General features: G+C 72.1%; 15 protein-coding genes and 1 tRNA gene. 6 read left to right on the top strand and 10 right to left on the bottom strand.

The features are described 5' to 3' along the window. The first annotated feature begins 24 nt into the window (after window positions 1–24). Window positions 25–98 (top strand) — tRNA-Leu (locus ABD223_RS00320). Window positions 99–192: 94 nt separating this feature from the next. Here the strand turns inward: ABD223_RS00320 and ABD223_RS00315 are convergent. The 5 genes from ABD223_RS00315 to ABD223_RS00295 form a co-directional block, all read right to left on the bottom strand. Next, complete coding sequence (locus tag ABD223_RS00315; RefSeq protein WP_344033730.1) at window positions 193–1,824, bottom strand: DUF885 domain-containing protein; 1,632 nt, start codon at window positions 1,822–1,824, stop codon at window positions 193–195. A 54-nt stretch (window positions 1,825–1,878) separates the two neighbouring features. Continuing rightward, window positions 1,879–2,100, bottom strand: a complete 222-nt coding sequence (locus ABD223_RS00310) for a LuxR C-terminal-related transcriptional regulator (RefSeq protein WP_380646469.1) — start codon at window positions 2,098–2,100, stop codon at window positions 1,879–1,881. A gap of 174 nt (window positions 2,101–2,274) precedes the next feature. Then, complete coding sequence (locus ABD223_RS00305) at window positions 2,275–3,441, bottom strand: polysaccharide deacetylase family protein (protein ID WP_344033729.1); 1,167 nt, start codon at window positions 3,439–3,441, stop codon at window positions 2,275–2,277. Between the two features lie 37 nt (window positions 3,442–3,478). Continuing rightward, window positions 3,479–4,201, bottom strand: coding sequence for a class F sortase (locus ABD223_RS00300; RefSeq protein ID WP_344033728.1), 723 nt, complete (start codon window positions 4,199–4,201; stop codon window positions 3,479–3,481). Next, on the bottom strand, window positions 4,198–5,631 hold the full coding sequence (locus ABD223_RS00295; protein WP_344033727.1) for an MSCRAMM family protein: 1,434 nt from the start codon (window positions 5,629–5,631) through the stop codon (window positions 4,198–4,200). The genes ABD223_RS00300 and ABD223_RS00295 overlap by 4 nt, the downstream gene beginning before the upstream one ends. A 243-nt stretch (window positions 5,632–5,874) precedes the next feature. Between ABD223_RS00295 and ABD223_RS00290 the strand changes: the two genes are divergently transcribed. Beyond that, on the top strand, window positions 5,875–6,678 hold the full coding sequence (locus ABD223_RS00290) for a Bax inhibitor-1/YccA family protein (RefSeq protein WP_344033726.1): 804 nt from the start codon (window positions 5,875–5,877) through the stop codon (window positions 6,676–6,678). Between the two features lie 204 nt (window positions 6,679–6,882). On the opposite strand, the gene ABD223_RS00285 is transcribed toward ABD223_RS00290, so the two are convergent. Continuing rightward, window positions 6,883–8,103 (bottom strand): acetyl-CoA C-acetyltransferase, encoded by a 1,221-nt coding sequence (locus ABD223_RS00285; protein WP_344033725.1) that lies wholly within the window; start codon window positions 8,101–8,103, stop codon window positions 6,883–6,885. A gap of 212 nt (window positions 8,104–8,315) precedes the next feature. Here ABD223_RS00285 and ABD223_RS00280 point away from each other — a divergent pair, with 212 nt between their 5' ends. From ABD223_RS00280 to ABD223_RS00270, 3 genes are all read left to right on the top strand, one after another. After that, window positions 8,316–9,686, top strand: a complete 1,371-nt coding sequence (locus ABD223_RS00280) for a cystathionine beta-synthase (RefSeq protein ID WP_344033724.1) — start codon at window positions 8,316–8,318, stop codon at window positions 9,684–9,686. A gap of 106 nt (window positions 9,687–9,792) precedes the next feature. Then, window positions 9,793–10,914 carry an RDD family protein gene (locus ABD223_RS00275; RefSeq protein ID WP_344033723.1) on the top strand — a complete coding sequence of 374 codons (1,122 nt, stop codon included), beginning with the start codon at window positions 9,793–9,795 and terminating at the stop codon, window positions 10,912–10,914. 76 nt (window positions 10,915–10,990) lie between these two features. Continuing rightward, on the top strand, window positions 10,991–12,142 hold the full coding sequence (locus ABD223_RS00270) for a cystathionine gamma-synthase (RefSeq protein WP_344033722.1): 1,152 nt from the start codon (window positions 10,991–10,993) through the stop codon (window positions 12,140–12,142). A gap of 206 nt (window positions 12,143–12,348) precedes the next feature. Here the strand turns inward: ABD223_RS00270 and ABD223_RS00265 are convergent, their stop codons facing one another. The 3 genes from ABD223_RS00265 to hppD form a co-directional block, all read right to left on the bottom strand. Further along, window positions 12,349–12,618, bottom strand: coding sequence for a DUF2277 domain-containing protein (locus ABD223_RS00265; RefSeq protein WP_344033720.1), 270 nt, complete (start codon window positions 12,616–12,618; stop codon window positions 12,349–12,351). A 65-nt stretch (window positions 12,619–12,683) separates the two neighbouring features. After that, complete coding sequence (locus ABD223_RS00260; protein WP_344033719.1) at window positions 12,684–12,917, bottom strand: hypothetical protein; 234 nt, start codon at window positions 12,915–12,917, stop codon at window positions 12,684–12,686. A gap of 242 nt (window positions 12,918–13,159) precedes the next feature. Beyond that, on the bottom strand, window positions 13,160–14,341 hold the full coding sequence (hppD, locus tag ABD223_RS00255) for a 4-hydroxyphenylpyruvate dioxygenase (RefSeq protein ID WP_344033718.1): 1,182 nt from the start codon (window positions 14,339–14,341) through the stop codon (window positions 13,160–13,162). A gap of 75 nt (window positions 14,342–14,416) precedes the next feature. Here hppD and ABD223_RS00250 point away from each other — a divergent pair, with 75 nt between their 5' ends. Beyond that, complete coding sequence (locus ABD223_RS00250; RefSeq protein WP_344034699.1) at window positions 14,417–14,911, top strand: Lrp/AsnC family transcriptional regulator; 495 nt, start codon at window positions 14,417–14,419, stop codon at window positions 14,909–14,911. A gap of 139 nt (window positions 14,912–15,050) precedes the next feature. On the opposite strand, the gene greA is transcribed toward ABD223_RS00250, so the two are convergent. Further along, a complete protein-coding gene (gene greA, locus ABD223_RS00245) occupies window positions 15,051–15,545 on the bottom strand; it encodes a transcription elongation factor GreA (RefSeq protein WP_344033717.1) in 495 nt (164 codons plus the stop codon). Window positions 15,546–15,676 lie beyond the last annotated feature (131 nt).

The following is a 15,676-nucleotide window of genomic DNA, read 5'->3' as shown; positions in this document are numbered from 1 at the left end:
CGGTAACGGCTTAAGCTCCCCGCTGCCCCCGTAGCCCAATCGGAAGAGGCAGGCTCCTTAAAAGAGTCACAGTACGGGTTCGAATCCCGTCGGGGGCACGTCCTGCGCCGTTCGTGGTTTCACCCTTCTACCGGGTGATCAAGGGCCTGGCGCACGCGTGGGGGGACCCCGCCCCGGAGTCCCCCGCCCACGTCAGGACCGCTCACCCACCCACCCGGTGACCACCTCGTCGAGGACGGCCAGCGGCAGCGGGCCGCCGCCCAGCAGCAGGTCGTGGAAGGCCCGGACGTCGAACCGGTCGCCCAGCGCCCGCTCGGCCCCCGACCGCAGCCGCTGGATCTCCAGCCTGCCGACCATGTACGCCAGCGCCTGGCCGGGCGCGGCGATGTACCGGTCGACCTCGTTCTCGATCTCCACCGGCGCCAGCGGCGTGTGCTCGACCAGGTAGTCGATCGCCCGCTGCCTGCTCCAGCCGTGCGCGTGCAGCCCGGTGTCCACCACCAGCCGCCCGGCGCGCATCGAGTCCAGCGCCAGCATGCCCAGCCGCGCCACGTCCGAGGAGTACAGGCCCATCTCCTCGGCCAGCCGCTCGGTGTAGAGGCCCCAGCCCTCGGTGTAGGCGGTGACCTGGGCGAACCGGCGCAGGGCGGGCAGCTCGGTCAGGCCCTGGGCCAGGCTGAACTGGAAGTGGTGACCCGGCACCGCCTCGTGGAACGCGGTGGCCTCGGCCTGGTAGCGGAACCGCTCCCGGACCCGGTGGGTGTTGGCGAAGTACGTGCCGGGGCGCAGGCCGTCCAGCGAGGCCGGGGCGTAGAACGCCGTCGGCTGGCCGGGCGCGTCGGCCTCGGGCACCGGCTCGACCCGGCAGCGCAGCTCCGGCAGCCGGCCGAACCAGCGCGGCGCGGCCTCCTCGGCGCGGGTCACGGCCTCGCGCGCGGCGGTGAGCAGCTCGTCCGCCGAGTCCCAGCGCAGCGCCGGGTCGGTGCGCATCCGGTGGAACACCTCGGCCACGTCGGACGTGCCGAACACCCGCCGCCCCACCTCGGCGTACTCGTCGGCCAGCCCGGCGATCAGGTCCAGGCCGGTCCGGTGCAGCTCCTCGGGGGTGCGGGAGGTGGTGGTGTGGAAGCGGGTCAGCGCGGCGTAGACCTCCTCGCCGCCGGGCAGCAGGCCCACGCCGACCCGGTCGGCCGGTCGGCCCTCGATGCCCGCGATGACGTCCCGGTAGCGGGCGAACGCGGGCCGCACGACCTCGGCCAGCAGCCGGTCGCGCCCGTCGGCGAACGCCTCGCCGCCGGACGGCCTGGCCAGCGGGTCCTCGTCGGCGGCCAGGTAGCGGTCCAGGTGCGCCACGGCGTTGGCGACCAGGTGCCGGACCGGCGTGCGGCCCGCGCCGACGCCGTCCAGGTGCCGCTCGGCGACCGCGCGCAGGAACGCCGGGACGGCGGCGAGCCGGTCCAGGTAGGCCTGCTCGCCCCCGGCGCCGTTCGGGACGGTCATCGGCAGGGCGGTCAGCACCTCGCCGACGGGACCCATGAACGTGTCGGTGATCGTGTACTCGACGGCGCGCGCGTCGATCCAGTCGACCAGCGCCTCGGCCTGCTGCACGACCACGGCCCGCGTCACCGGGTCGTCGTCGGCGGGCAGCGCGCGGGCCCGCTCGGCGATCCCCGCGGCCTCCGCGCGCAGCGATTGCTCCGCCTCGGGCCGGTGGTCGGGCAGCAGGTGGTCGTAACCGGGCACACCGAGGACGGACGCGCCGACCGGTGACTGCCGGAGAACCACGTCGAGCAGTTCGTCGGCCAACTCCGCCGTCGTACCCATGGACATCCTCCGCCTTCGTAGTTGAACCAGATGGTACTTAGCCTGAGAAACGATTCATACGGCATCCGAATACGCGAGCACGGCGAGCACCCGCCGGTTGTCGTCCCCCGACAACGGCAGGTCCGACTTCCCGAAGATGTTCGCGATGTGTTTGCCCACCGCTTTCTCGGTGACGAACAGCCGCGCGGCGATCGAGCCGTTCGAACGGCCCTCCGCCATCAGCCGGATCAGGCCCTCCCGGAGGAGGGCGAGGTCTTCACCGAGGACAACGCGCACGGCAGCTCCAGGGTCACGGTGGTCGGCCCGCCCACCGGGCTCGCGATGCCCCGGGGCCGCCCGCGCCGGTCGCGCGCGGGTCCGGCGCACCGGTTCGCGGTCCGTCACGGGCCACGATCCTCCCGGCCGGCCGGCCGGCCGGACCGGCGCCGGTGGCCCACCCCCCGATCGGGGTCAGTCGTTCATCGCCGGCGGCATCCGCCGCAGCTGCGCCAGCAGCCCCGGGTCCTGGAGCTGCATCCACTGGATCACCTCGGTGTAGGTGGCGCACACCGTCTCCGGCCGCGCGCACACCTCCCGCATGAACTCCTCGACGGAGCGGCTGAACGCGCCGCCGGCCCACTCGTTGAAGTGGTTGCCCACCACGACCGGCGCGCGGTTGCCGTTGAACGCCGCCTGGTAGACCGAGCGGTAGGTGTCCAGCACGACCTGCTTGAAGTCGTCGGCCCGCGCCGGCTCCTCCCTGGCGCCGTTGAGCGCGAACCAGAGGTTGTAGTCCATCATCACTACCTGCCGGTCGAGGGCGGGCACCCGCACCTCCGGCATGGGGAACTCCCACAGCCCGTCCCGCACCGACGGCCACACCACGCCCAGGCTCACGTGGCTGGTGTCGTAGACCAGGCCGTGCCCCCTCATCGCCGGGAACGCCTGGCCCCAGTCGCCCTCCAGGCACGGCGTTCGGCCGCCGCGCACGGTGGCCGGGTCCAGCTTGAAGCCCTCGCCCCGCGCCCGCTCGACGAAGGCGAAGAACTGGTCCAGCTCCCGGTTCCACTGCTCGGTGTTCCACCGGCCCACGCTCGGCTCGTCGCCGTGGCAGTAGTGGCCGTTGTAGTGGGTGCCGATCTCGTGGCCCGCGGCGATGGCGTCGTTGAGGTAGTCGATCCGCAGCTCCACGTCGGCGCGGCTGCCGCCGAACCCGATCGAGGAGTACCCGGGCTGGTGGCCCGGACCGGTGTAGGCGACCGCGTCCTGGTCGGCGACCAGGTACACGCCCGACAGCAGGCCGGTGACGTGCGCGCCCACCTCCCGGCTGAGCGGCAGGATCCGGTCCCAGTGCGGTTTGGACGCGGCGCCGTCGAAGGAGAAGAGCACGAACTGGGGCGGCTTCTCGCCGGGCTGCACGCGGCGCATCCACGCCGGCGGGTTCGCGGGCATCGGCACGGTCGGCGGCGGCGCGGCGGCGGCGCTGCTGCCGGTGGTCGCGCGGGGCGCCATCGGCAGGGGCGAGGCCAGGTCGCCCACGTCGTCGGTGGGGCCGGGGTCCCGGGCGCCCATCACGGCCAGGACCGCCAGGGTCAGCGCCAGCGCGACGCCCGTGCTCGCCAAGCCCCATCGCTTCACACCAACCAGGACGACCGGGCGTGGCCGCAGGTTGCCTTCACGTCACCGGTGTCGCGGTGACCACCTGGTTCTCCTCGTAGCCGGTGTCGCCGCCGACCCACCGGCCGCCGCAGGTCACCAGCACCAGGCGGTGGCCGCCGCGCGGGCCGAACAGCTCGACCGCGCGGTTCGGCAGGTCGTCCTTGCGGACGGCCTCGACCGCGCCGACCCGGTACTCGAACACCTTGCCCGCGGTGTCGACCACGGTGACGGCCTGGCCGACCGACGCGCGCCACAGCTCGTCGAACGGGCCGGTGGCGCCGCGCCAGTTCACGTGCCCGGCCAGCACGGTGGCGCCCTCGGCCGCGCCCAGGTCGACGCCCCACCAGGTCGCCTCGCCGACGCCCTCGGGCACCGGCAGCACGCCGTCGGCGGAGACCTCGGCGCGGACCAGGGTGGCCAGGCCGCCCCGCGGCAGCCGGACCGTGCCGGGGCGCTGCCCGGCCTGCGCCGGGGGAGCGGCGGTCGTCGTCGTGGTGGTGGCGGCGGCGGGCTGCGAGGGCGGCGGTGACGCGGGCGCGTTCGCGCCGGCGGGCATCCCGGCCGGGAGCCGCCCGTCCCGCGCGCTGTCGCCCAGCGGGTGCGGCACACCCGCCTCGCCCGGTTCGGCCAGGCCCGCCAGCACGACGGGCTCGCCCTCGGTCGTGACGAGCGCGGCGGAGGCGAGCAGCGCCGCCACCGCCGCGCCGGTCAGCAGCGCGTTCGCCCACTGGCCCTTCACGAGCGCGCGGTCGCCCTCCGCCGGACCAGCAGGCCCACGAGCGCCGCGCCGAGCAGCGCCACGCCGCCGAACCCGACGAGCGCGCCCGTCCGGGGCTCGGAGGTGTACGACGCCTTGGCGACCAGCTCGCCGGAGCCCGCCGGGATGGTGATCGGCACGATCGGCTTGTTCGGCTTGTTGGCCATCGCGAGCGCCAGGGTCTGCCCCGGTTCGACCTTCCCGCACGCCCTGGGCGGCGCGTTCGGGTCGAAGTGCTCCTCGTAGCCCTTGGCCGGTGCGACCTCGACGACGCAGATCTCCTGCGGCGTGCGCAGGTCCGGCACGGTGACCAGGCCGTCGGCCCCGGTCTGGAGCACGATCGGCTGACCCTCGGGGCCGGTGAGGTCGGTGTCGTCCTGCCGCTTGGCGGGCGACTTGCCGTCCGCGGCGGTGACCTTGAGCGCGGTGCCCGCGACGGCCTTGCCGGTCTCCTCGTCGGTCTTGGCCACCTGGACCACGCCCGGCGGGGTCTTGGCGGTGGTGGACGCGGTGGCGGTCAGCTCCTGCTCGCCGCCCGTGGCGACGACCCGCTGCATGTCGTTGCGCCCCTCGGGCACGCGGACCTTCGGCTGCGCGGCCGGGCTCGCCAGCTTCACCGTGACGGTCGGGTTCGGGCCGGTCGGCACGACCTCGACGCCGAGCGCGCTGCCGTCGTTGGGCGTGTTCAGCCGGCCGTTGGCGGAGCCGTCCTTGAGCGTCGCGTCGGTCAGCTCCACGGTCACCGGGAGGCCGGTGACCTGGCCGCCGCCGGTCTTGTTGACGTCGACGACCCACGTGCCGGCGACGCCGATGACCTGCTCCTTGTCCGGAGCGGTCACCCCGGTCGTCCACGGGCCGCGGTTGGCCTCGGCGTCGGAGCGGAGCCGGTCGACCGCCTCGCGCGCCGCCGGGAACTTCCGGGCCAGCTCGTCGGCGTGGAACGCCTCGTCGTAGGCGACCTCGATGAAGCCGACGTCCTTGCGCAGGTGCACGCCGTTCGCCGGGTCCGGGTAGGACGTCCACGTGTGCAGCAGGTGCGCGAGCGCGGCGGCCTCGTCGTTGGACGTGGTGCCGCCGTAGCGCAGCAGGAGGTAGGAGATGTTCGCCGCGACCTCGGCGGGCAGCGCCACGCCGCCCTTGGACCGCAGCACGTCGCCGTCCACGTACTTCTGGTCGCTGCGCGGCGCGTGCAGGGAGTACTGCACGCACCACACGCGCTGGCCGTCCCAGTCGTAGGCGCCGAGCCAGTCGGTGTTCTCCGGGTCCGCCGGGTCCTTGCCCACGTAGCCCTGGGCCGAGGTGGCGTGCCCGACGGTCCGGGACGCCTGGACGGGCTGGGCGTCCGCCACGACGGGGACGGCGAACGCGGCCAGGCCGGCGGTCAGCGCCACGCCGGCGAGTCGTCTCAACATATCGTCTGCAACCCCTCTTGGTGGCGCGTCCGCATGATCTGCACGAGCTGCCGGGAGCAGCCTTTCGGGTGTTGGATCACCTCGGCAAGCCTCCAGGGGGGTGGAACGGCGGCTACGCTCCGCAGGCGGGCCGTGGATCCCGGGTCGACGGCCCGGGTAAAGTCGCTTTTACCCGACGGGAACGAATCGGCTCGTGTGGTCGTTGGACCCCGTGACGGCGTAGGAACGCCACAGGAGGACGAGGTGCGTACCAGCAGCAACCCCGCGTTCCGCAACCTGCCGACAGGCGGCGGTTACGGCAATTACGCAGGCTTCGGGCAGCCGCACGAGGCACAGCAGTACGGCGGCTACCAGGGCGCGCCGCCCACCACGGGTGAGCGCCCCATCACCATCGACGACGTGGTCACCAAGACCGCGATGACGCTCGCCCTGACCCTGGTCACCGGCTTCATCTCGGCGTTCCTGGTCCTGTCGGGTTCCGTCGCGCCGATGACGCTGGTGCTGCCGGGCCTGATCGTCGGCCTGGTCGTGTCGTTGGTCATCATCTTCAAGCGCACCCCGAGCGCGCCGCTGGTGCTGACCTACGCGGCGGCCGAGGGCTTGTTCCTCGGCGGCATCACGGGTGTCTTCGAGGCGATCTTCCCCGGTATCGCCTGGCAGGCGATCCTGGGCACGGTCGGCGTCTTCGCCGCGATGCTCGTGGTCTACAAGACCGGTGCGATCCGCGTCACCCCGCGCCTGACCAAGTGGATCATCGGCGCGACCGTCGGCGTGGTCGTGCTCATGCTGGGCAACCTGCTGATGGGCATGTTCGGCGTGAACCTGGGCCTGCGCGACGGCAGCCCCCTGGCGATCGTGTTCAGCCTCGTGGTGATCGGCATCGCCGCGTTCAGCTTCCTGCTGGACTTCGAGGCCGCCAACGAGATGATCCGCTCCGGCGTCCCGTCGAAGTGGGCCTGGTGGGTCGCCTTCGGCCTGATGACCACCCTGGTCTGGCTCTACCTGGAGATCCTGCGCCTGCTCTCCTACTTCCAAAGCGGCGACTGACCCGGCCCCGAGTGACTAAGGGCGCCCCGGCCACCAGCCGGGGCGCCCTTCTCTCTCCACCCGCGTGTCCTCCACTCGGACACCGCGTGTCCTCCACTCGGACACCGCGTGTCCTCCACTCGGACATCGCGAGTCGAACGCTCAGGCACACCGTGTCGAACGCCCAGGACCCCTGAGTTCGACACTCAGGGCCCCTGGGGTCGCTCAGCTCAGGCGCTCGATCACCATCGCCATGCCCTGGCCGCCGCCCACGCACATGGTCTCCAGCCCGAACTGCTTGTCGTGGAACTGGAGCGAGTTGATCAACGTCGTGGTGATCCGGGCGCCGGTCATGCCGAACGGGTGCCCGACCGCGATCGCCCCGCCGTTGACGTTGAGCCGGTCGAGGTCGATGCCCAGGTCGCGGTAGGACGGGATGACCTGCGCGGCGAACGCCTCGTTGATCTCGACCAGGTCGATGTCCCCGATCGACATCCCGGCCAGCGCCAGCGCCCGCCTGGACGCCTCGACCGGCCCGAGCCCCATGATCTCGGGGGACAGGCCGGACACGCCGGTGGACACCACGCGCGCCAGCGGTGTGATGCCCAGCTCCTCCGCCCTGGTGTCGCTCATGATCACCAGCGCCGCCGCGCCGTCGTTCAGCGGGCAGCAGTTGCCGGCGGTCACCCGGCCGTCCGGGCGGAACACCGGCTTGAGCCCGGACACGCCCTCCAGCGTCACGCCCGCGCGCGGCCCGTCGTCGGTCGACACCACGGTGCCGTCCGGCAGCGTCACCGGGGTGATCTCGCGGGCCCAGAAGCCGTCGGCGATGGCCTTCTCGGCGAGGTTCTGCGACCGCACGCCGAACTCGTCCATCTCCTCCCGCGTCACGCCCTTGGCCAGCGCCAGGTTCTCCGCGGTCTGCCCCATGGCGACGTAGATGTCGGGCAGCGAGCCGGCCGAGCGCGGGTCCACCCACTCCGCCGCGCCGGACGCGGCCACGGAGGCGGTGCGCGCCTCGGCGTCGGCGAACCGCGGGTTGTGGGTGTCCGGCCACGAGTCGGAGGAGCCGCGCGCGAAGCCGGACACCACCTCCACGCCCGCGCTGACGAACACGTCGCCCTCGCCCGCCTTGATGGCGTGCAGCGCCATCCGCGTCGTCTGGAGGCTGGACGCGCAGTACCGGGTCACCGTCGTGCCCGGCAGCTCGTCGTGCCCGGCCAGCACGGCCACCACGCGCGCCATGTTGAAGCCCTGCTCGCCGCCCGGCAGGCCGCAGCCGAGCATGAGGTCGTCGATGTCGCGCGGGTCGAGCTGCGGGACCTTCGCCAGCGCGGCCCCCAGCACCTGCACGGTGAGGTCGTCGGCGCGCACGTCCTTGAGCGATCCCTTGCCCGCGCGCCCGATGGGGGACCGGGCGGCGGAGACGATCACGGCTTCCGGCATTACGGAACTCCTTTGTTTCGCCGCAACGTGTGACGTGCAGCCTAGTTAACGCCTGTTCAGCGCGGCCACCACTCGTGACGGAGAACGCCACCCGCGGCGAGCGCCCCGAACCCGCGCCCGCCGACCCCCGTCCCTGTCGATCGTCAACAGGAGCACCGGCCCCGACCTCCATATACGCTCAACGGGTCATCCCAAGAAGTGGAAGGGCCGTCGTGGAGTACGTCGAGAGCGTCGTCGACCTGGTCGGCAACACCCCACTGGTGAAGTTGAACTCCGTCACCGAGGGGCTCCAGCCGCTCGTGCTGGCGAAGGTGGAGTACCTCAACCCCGGCGGCAGCGTGAAGGACCGCATCGCGCTGCGCATGGTCGAGGCGGCCGAGCGCAGCGGCGAGCTCCAGCCCGGCGGCACCATCGTCGAGCCCACCTCCGGCAACACCGGCGTCGGCCTGGCGCTCGTGGCCCAGCGGAAGGGCTACAAGTGCGTCTTCGTGTGCCCGGACAAGGTCTCGGTGGACAAGCGCAACGTCCTCAAGGCCTACGGCGCCGAGGTCGTGGTGTGCCCGACCGCCGTGCCGCCGGAGCACCCCGACTCCTACTACAACGTCTCCGACCGGCTCGTCGCCGAGATCCCCGGCGCGTGGAAGCCCAACCAGTACGCCAACCAGGAGAACCCGGCCAGCCACTACCACGGCACCGGGCCCGAGCTGTGGCGGCAGACCGGCGGCCGGATCACGCACTTCGTCGCGGGCGTCGGCACCGGCGGCACGATCTCCGGCACCGGCCGCTACCTCAAGGAGGCCTCGCAGGGCCGGGTGAGGATCGTCGGCGCGGACCCCGAGGGCTCGGTCTACTCCGGTGGCAGCGGCCGGCCGTACCTGGTGGAGGGCGTGGGCGAGGACTTCTGGCCCGAGGCCTACGACCGGGACGTCTGCGACGAGATCATCGCGGTGTCCGACGGCGAGTCGTTCGAGCTGACCCGGCGGCTGGCCCGCGAGGAGGGCCTGCTGGTCGGCGGGTCGTGCGGGATGGCCGTCGCGGCGGCGCTGCGCGTGGCGGAGAACGCGGGCCCGGACGACGTGATCGTGGTGCTGCTGCCCGACGGCGGGCGCGGCTACCTGTCCAGCGTGTTCAACGACAAGTGGATGGCGCAGTACGGCTTCCTGTCGCCGGACGCCGCCGGCGCGACCGTCGGCGACGTGCTGCGGCGCAAGGACGGCACCATGCCCGACCTGGTGCACGGCCACCCCAACGAGACCGTCGCCGAGGCCGTGGCGATCATGCGCGAGTACGGCGTGTCCCAGATGCCCGTGGTCAACGCCGAGCCGCCGGTGATGGCCGCCGAGGTCGCGGGCTCGGTCAACGAGCGAGACCTGCTCGACTCGCTGTTCACCGGCAAGGCGCAGCTCACCGACCGGCTCGACAAGCACATGTCGACCAAGCTGCCGACCATCGGCGCGGGCGAGTCGATCAGCTCGGTCATGCAGGCGCTGTCCTCGGCGGACGGCGCGCTGGTGCTGGAGGACGGCAAGCCCGCCGGCGTGGTGACGCGGCAGGACGTGCTGGGCTTCCTCGCAGGTCGTTAACCAGGGGGCGTTGACCGGTTGCCGGTGGCCGGCGCGGGGCGATCCGCTAGCGTGGGCCACCGACTCGATACGCGTACGGCCCGTGCCAAGGGGGTTGGAAACTCCGATGAACGCTCCACAGCCGCCAGGTAACCAGCAGTTCGGCGGCCACAACCAGGAGCAGGGACAGGGTGCCCAACCCCCCGGCGCCGACGCGACCCAGGTCGTGCCGAGCGGCGGTCAGCCCCCTGCGTTCCCCCCGTCCGAGGCGACCCAGGTCGTCCCGACGTCCGGCGCGCAGCCCGCGGCCAACCCCGACGCCACGCAGGTCGTGTCGCCGGGCGCCACCGCGCAGCCGCCGTCGTACGGCCAGCAGCCCGGTTTCCCCGGGCAGCAGCCGCCCGCGTCCGGCGGTTTCCCGGCGCAGCAGCCGCCGTCGGCCTCCGGCGGGTTCCCGGCCCAGCAGCCGCCCCCGTACGGGCAGCCTCCCCAGTACGGCCAGCAGTACGGCCAGCAGCCCCCCCAGTACGGCCAGCAGCCCTACGGCCAGCCCCAGGCGTACGGCCAGCAGCCCCAGTACGGGCAGCAGCAGTCCAACCCGTACGGCCAGCCCTCCTACGGGCAGCAGCCCGGGTACGGCCAGCCCCAGGCGTACGGCCAGCCCGGCGGCTACCCGGCGCCCCCCGGCGGTTACGCGGAGTGGGGTAGCCGCGCGATCGGCGGGTTGATCGACTACGCGGCGCCCGGCATCCTGGTCGGCGTCCTCTTCGGCATCGGCATCGCCACCAACGACCCGACGCTGGCGTTCATCCTCTCGACCGTCGGTTACGTGGCCTACCTCGGGTTCTTGATCTACAACTCCTGGTACCTGGCGGGCACCACCGGCCAGTCGATGGGCAAGAAGGTCGCCAAGATCAAGCTGGTCAAGGAGGAGACGGGGCAGCCGATCGGCTTCGGCAACGCCTTCGTCCGCCACCTGTGCCACTTCGTCGACTCGCTGCCGTGCGGCGCGGGCTGGTTCGCGCCCCTGTGGGAGCTGAAGAAGCAGACGTGGGCCGACAAGATCCTGGGCACCGTCGTGGTGAACGCGCCGGTCGCCGCGGCGCCGGGCGGGTACCCGGGCGCGGGCGGCTACGGCCAGCAGCAGAACCCCTACGGTCAGCAGCAGCAGCCTTACGGCCAGCAGCCCGGCTACGGCCAGCCGCAGCAGCAGAACCCCTACGGCCAACAGCCGCCGCAGCAGTGGTGACCAGCGCGTGAAACCCAACCGCCCACCGGTCTCGACCGGTGGGCGGTTGTCGTCGTCACGGTCGTAACCTAGGCGCATGACGGACAGCGGCCACCACGGCTTCGCGACCAGGGCCATCCACGCCGGGCAGGACCCCGACCCGACGACGGGCTCGGTCATCGTGCCGATCCACGCCACCTCGACCTACGCGCAGGACGGCGTGGGCGGCATGCGCGGCGGCTTCGAGTACTCCCGCACCGGCAACCCCACCCGGACCGCGCTGGAGCAGTGCCTGGCGGCGCTCGAAGGCGGGCGGCACGGTCGCGCGTTCGCCTCCGGCATGGGCGCGACCGACACGGCCCTCCGGGCGATGTGCCGGCCCGGTGACCACGTCGTCATCCCGAACGACGCGTACGGCGGCACGTTCCGGCTGATCGACAAGGTGCTGTCGCACTGGGGCGTGGAGCACACGCCGGTGGCGGTGTCGGACCCGGGCGCGGTGCGCGCGGCGATCCGGCCGAACACCAAGGTGCTGTGGATCGAGACGCCGACGAACCCGCTGCTGAACATCGCCGACATCGCGGTGCTGGCGGAGGTGGCGCACACGGCGGGCGCGAAGCTGGTCGTGGACAGCACGTTCGCCTCGCCGTACCTCCAGAACCCGCTGGAGCTGGGCGCGGACGTGGTGCTGCACTCGACCACCAAGTACGTGGGCGGGCACTCCGACGTGATCGGCGGCGCGCTGATCACCTCCGACACCGAGCTGGACGCGGCGTTCGGGTTCCTCCAGAACGGCGCGGGCGCGGTGCCGGGGCCGTTCGACGCGTGGTTGACGCTGCGCGGCCTCAAGACCCTCGAAGTGCGCATGGAGAAGCACTCGGACAACGCCGAGAAGGTCGCCGAGGCCCTGCTGCGGCACCCCAGGGTGACCCGCGTCCTCTACCCGGGCCTGCCGGACCACCCGGGCCACGAGGTCGCGGCCAAGCAGATGCGCCGCTTCGGCGGCATGATCTCCTTCACCGTCGAGGGCGGCGAGCAGGCGGCCCTGGACGTCTGCGCCCGCACCCGCGTGTTCACCCTGGCCGAGTCGCTGGGCGGCGTGGAGTCCCTGATCGAGCACCCGGGCCGGATGACGCACGCGAGCACGGCCGGCTCCCTGCTCCAGGTCCCGTCCGACCTGATCCGCCTCTCCGTGGGCATCGAATCCCCGGAGGACCTGGTAGCCGACCTGACCGCGGCCCTCGCCTAGAACCCCGCGTGTCCTCCACTCGGACATCGCGTGTCCTCCACTCAAGCATCGCGAGTCGTACGTTCAGGACCACCGTGTCGTACGTTCAGGACCGCCGAGTTCTGCGTTCGGCGCCCCTTGGACCCGGCGGCTGCGGTGCGTGAGCGGTCGACTCGCGGTGTCCGAGTGGAGGACACGCGATGCCTGAGCGGAGGACACGCGCGGGGTCAGCGGGCGTAGCGGGTGGCGGCGCGTTCCTTCGCCTTGGCGGCCTCCACCTCGCGGTCGCGCGGCGCGGCCTTGGTGACCAGCGAATCCAGGAGGGTGCGGGTCGCCTCGGCGATCGCCTCGACCGCCGCGTCGAACGCCTCCTGGTTCACCGCCGACGGGTTGGTCGAGCCGCTGACCTTGCGCACGTACTGCACGGCCGCCGCGTGCACCTCGTCCTCGGTGGCGGGCGGTTCGAAGTTGTGGAGCACCCTGATGTTGCGACACATGGCTCCACTATCGCGGAAAACCGCGCGGAGGGCGCCGTTCACCGCCAACCGGGCCGGGGCCGCGGTCAGGGTTTGACGTCGTACCGCGCGTTCTCCACCTGCGGCGGCACGGCGGGCAGCTCCTGCCCGTCCACGCACCCGCCCTCGAACTCCACCACGCCCCCGCGCTCCACGAACCGGCCGGTCTCCGCGCACCCGGCGTGGGCCACGGTGAAGAACGCCGCGCCCGTCAGCGCCGCGGCCGTGGCCACCGCTCCGACGAGCGGGAGCACCGCGGTGACCCGTACCGCGAGCGCCATGCCACCCTCCAGGTCAATGCCGTGTGAGATACCCCCGCACCGAGAGTACCGGTCCCGGCACACCAGGCAGGGCATCATCAGCTCGCCGACAGGAAAGGGCCGGCCCGGGGGTGCCCGGACCGGCCCGTTGCCGGATCAACGTCGGAGGTCGCCCTGTCGGTTCCCGACGCCGCCGCGCCCGCCGTCCCGCCCGCCGCAGGTCGCTGCCGCGAGAGGTCGCGAGTCGCCGCGGGAGGCCGCCGCTACAGGTTGCCCCGGCGCTCCTGCTCGCGCTCGATCGCCTCGAACAGGGCCTTGAAGTTGCCCTTGCCGAAGCCCAGCGACCCGTGCCGCTCGATCAGCTCGTAGAACACGGTCGGCCGGTCGCCGATCGGCTTGGTGAAGATCTGGAGCAGGTAGCCGTCCTCGTCCCGGTCGACCAGGATGCGGTGCTCCTTGAGCACCTCGATCGGCACGCGCACCTCGCCGATGCGCGCCCGCAGCTCCGGGTCGTCGTAGTACGAGTCGGGCGTCTCCAGGAACTCGACGCCGGCCGCGCGCATGGCCTTCAGCGTGGCCACGATGTCGTTGGTGGCGAGCGCGATGTGCTGCACGCCCGCGCCCTCGTAGAACTCCAGGTACTCGTCGATCTGCGACTTCTTCTTCGCGATCGCCGGCTCGTTGAGCGGGAACTTCACCCGGTGGTTGCCGTTGGAGACGACCTTGCTCATCAGGGCCGAGTAGTCGGTGGCGATGTCGTCGCCGATGAACTCCGCCATGTTCACGAAGCCCATGACGCGGTTGTACCACTCGACCCAGTGGTCCATCCGGCCGATCTCGACGTTGCCCACGCAGTGGTCGACCGCCTGGAACAACCGCTTCGGCGCGCCCTCGGGCCGCACGACCGTGCTCTCCTTGACCACGTAACCGGGCAGGTAGGGGCCGGTGTAGCGGGACCGGTCGACCAGGGTGTGGCGGGTCTCGCCGTAGGTCGCGATGGCGGCGGTCCGCACGGTGCCGTGCTCGTCGCTCACGTCGTGCGGCTCCACCAGGACGGTGGCGCCCTGGGCCCGCGCGTGCTCGACGCACCGGTCGACGTCCCCGACCTCCAGCGCGAGGTCGACGACACCGTCACCGTGCCTGCGGTGGTGGTCGAGCAGCGGGCTGTCCGGCGCCACGCCGCCGTTGATCACGAACCGCGCCGAGCCCGACTTCAGGACGAAGGACTTGTGGTCCCGCTGCCCCGTCTCCGGACCGGCGTACGCGACGAGCTGCATGCCGAAGGCGACCTGGTAGAACCAGGCGGTCTGGGTCGCGTTGCCGACCACGAAGACCACGGCGTCCATGGAGCGGACGGGGAACGGGTCCCGCGTCCCGTCGTAGTCGACCAGGCCCACGAGTTGGCGGAGCTGGTCGTAGCTCACGTCGTCAAGCTGCTGCGTCATACCTCACAGGATGTGGCGGCTTGAGCAGGGTGCGCAACAGTGTCTTGTTTTGCTGGTCAGGTTGTACAGTTGTTCATGGCTTCAGGCGCGCAAGGTGAACACTCTGACCAGGTCGTGGACGATCTCGACGCACGGCTGTTGCTGCTGCTCACCGATGAGCCCCGGCTCGGGGTGCTGGAGTGCTCGCGGCGGCTGGGCGTGGCGCGCGGCACGGTGCAGGCGCGGCTGGACCGGTTGGTGGCGCGGGGCGTGCTGACCGGGTTCCCGCCCGCGCTGGACCTGGCCGCGATGGGGTACGGGCTGACGGCGTTCGCCGTGCTGGAGATCGCGCAGGGCCGGCGGCAAGAGGTGTGCGACGGGCTGGCCGCGATCAACGAGGTGTGCGAGGTGCACGCCACCACCGGTCAGGGCGACCTGTTCGCGCGCGTGGTGGCGCGGTCGAACGCCGACCTCCAGCGGGTGATCGACTCGATCGTGGACGTGCCGGGCGTGCAGCGGATGTCGACGTCGATCGCGCTGTCCACGCCCGTCCCGCCCCGCGTGCGGCCCCTGCTCGAACGCATCCGCTAGCCGAACGCGCGACTCGCGGTGCCCGAGCGGAGGACACGTGATGTCCGAGTGGAGGACACGCGGTGCCCGAGCGGAGGACACGCGGGCAGTGGAAGGGGCGGCCTGCCCGGAGGTGGCCGCCCCTGTCGCTCGAACCCGGTCAGCCGGAGTAGGGCACGGCCTTGATGAGCGTCACCTTCATCGTGCTGCCGTTGGGCAGCTCGTACTCCCGCGTCTCGCCGTCCTTCGCGCCGAGCAGCGCCTTGCCCAGCGGGGACGAGGGGGAGTAGACCTCCAGGGCGCCGTGCGCGCCCTCTTCACGCGTCGCGAGCAGGAACTCCTCGGTCTCGTCGTCGCCTTCGTAACGCACGGTGAGCACCATGCCCGGGGCGGCGACCCCGTTCACCTTGGGAGCCTCACCCACCTTGGCGACTCGCAGCAGCTCCTGGAGCTGCCGGATCCGGGCCTCCTGCTTGCCCTGCTCCTCGCGGGCCGCGTGGTACCCGCCGTTCTCGCGGAGGTCGCCCTCCTCGCGCCGGGCGTTGATCTCCGCGGCGATGACCGGGCGGTTCTCGATCATCTCGTCCAGCTCAGCCTTGAGACGGTCGTAGGCCTCCTGGGTCAGCCAGGTCACCTCAGTGTCGCTCACGGTCACCAACTCCTCGTCTTGCTCCCGGCCCACGGATGGGCTGGCAGTTCCCGGGCGCACCAACCCGGAACGGAAAAACACGGCCCGCGTCGGGGCCGTGCTGAAAGGCCAGAGTAACACGACGAGAACGTTCCAGT

It is taken from the genome of Saccharothrix xinjiangensis, from assembly GCF_039527585.1.
Classification (GTDB): Bacteria; Actinomycetota; Actinomycetes; order Mycobacteriales; family Pseudonocardiaceae; genus Actinosynnema; species Actinosynnema xinjiangensis.
This window is presented reverse-complemented; position numbering and strand designations above follow the sequence as displayed.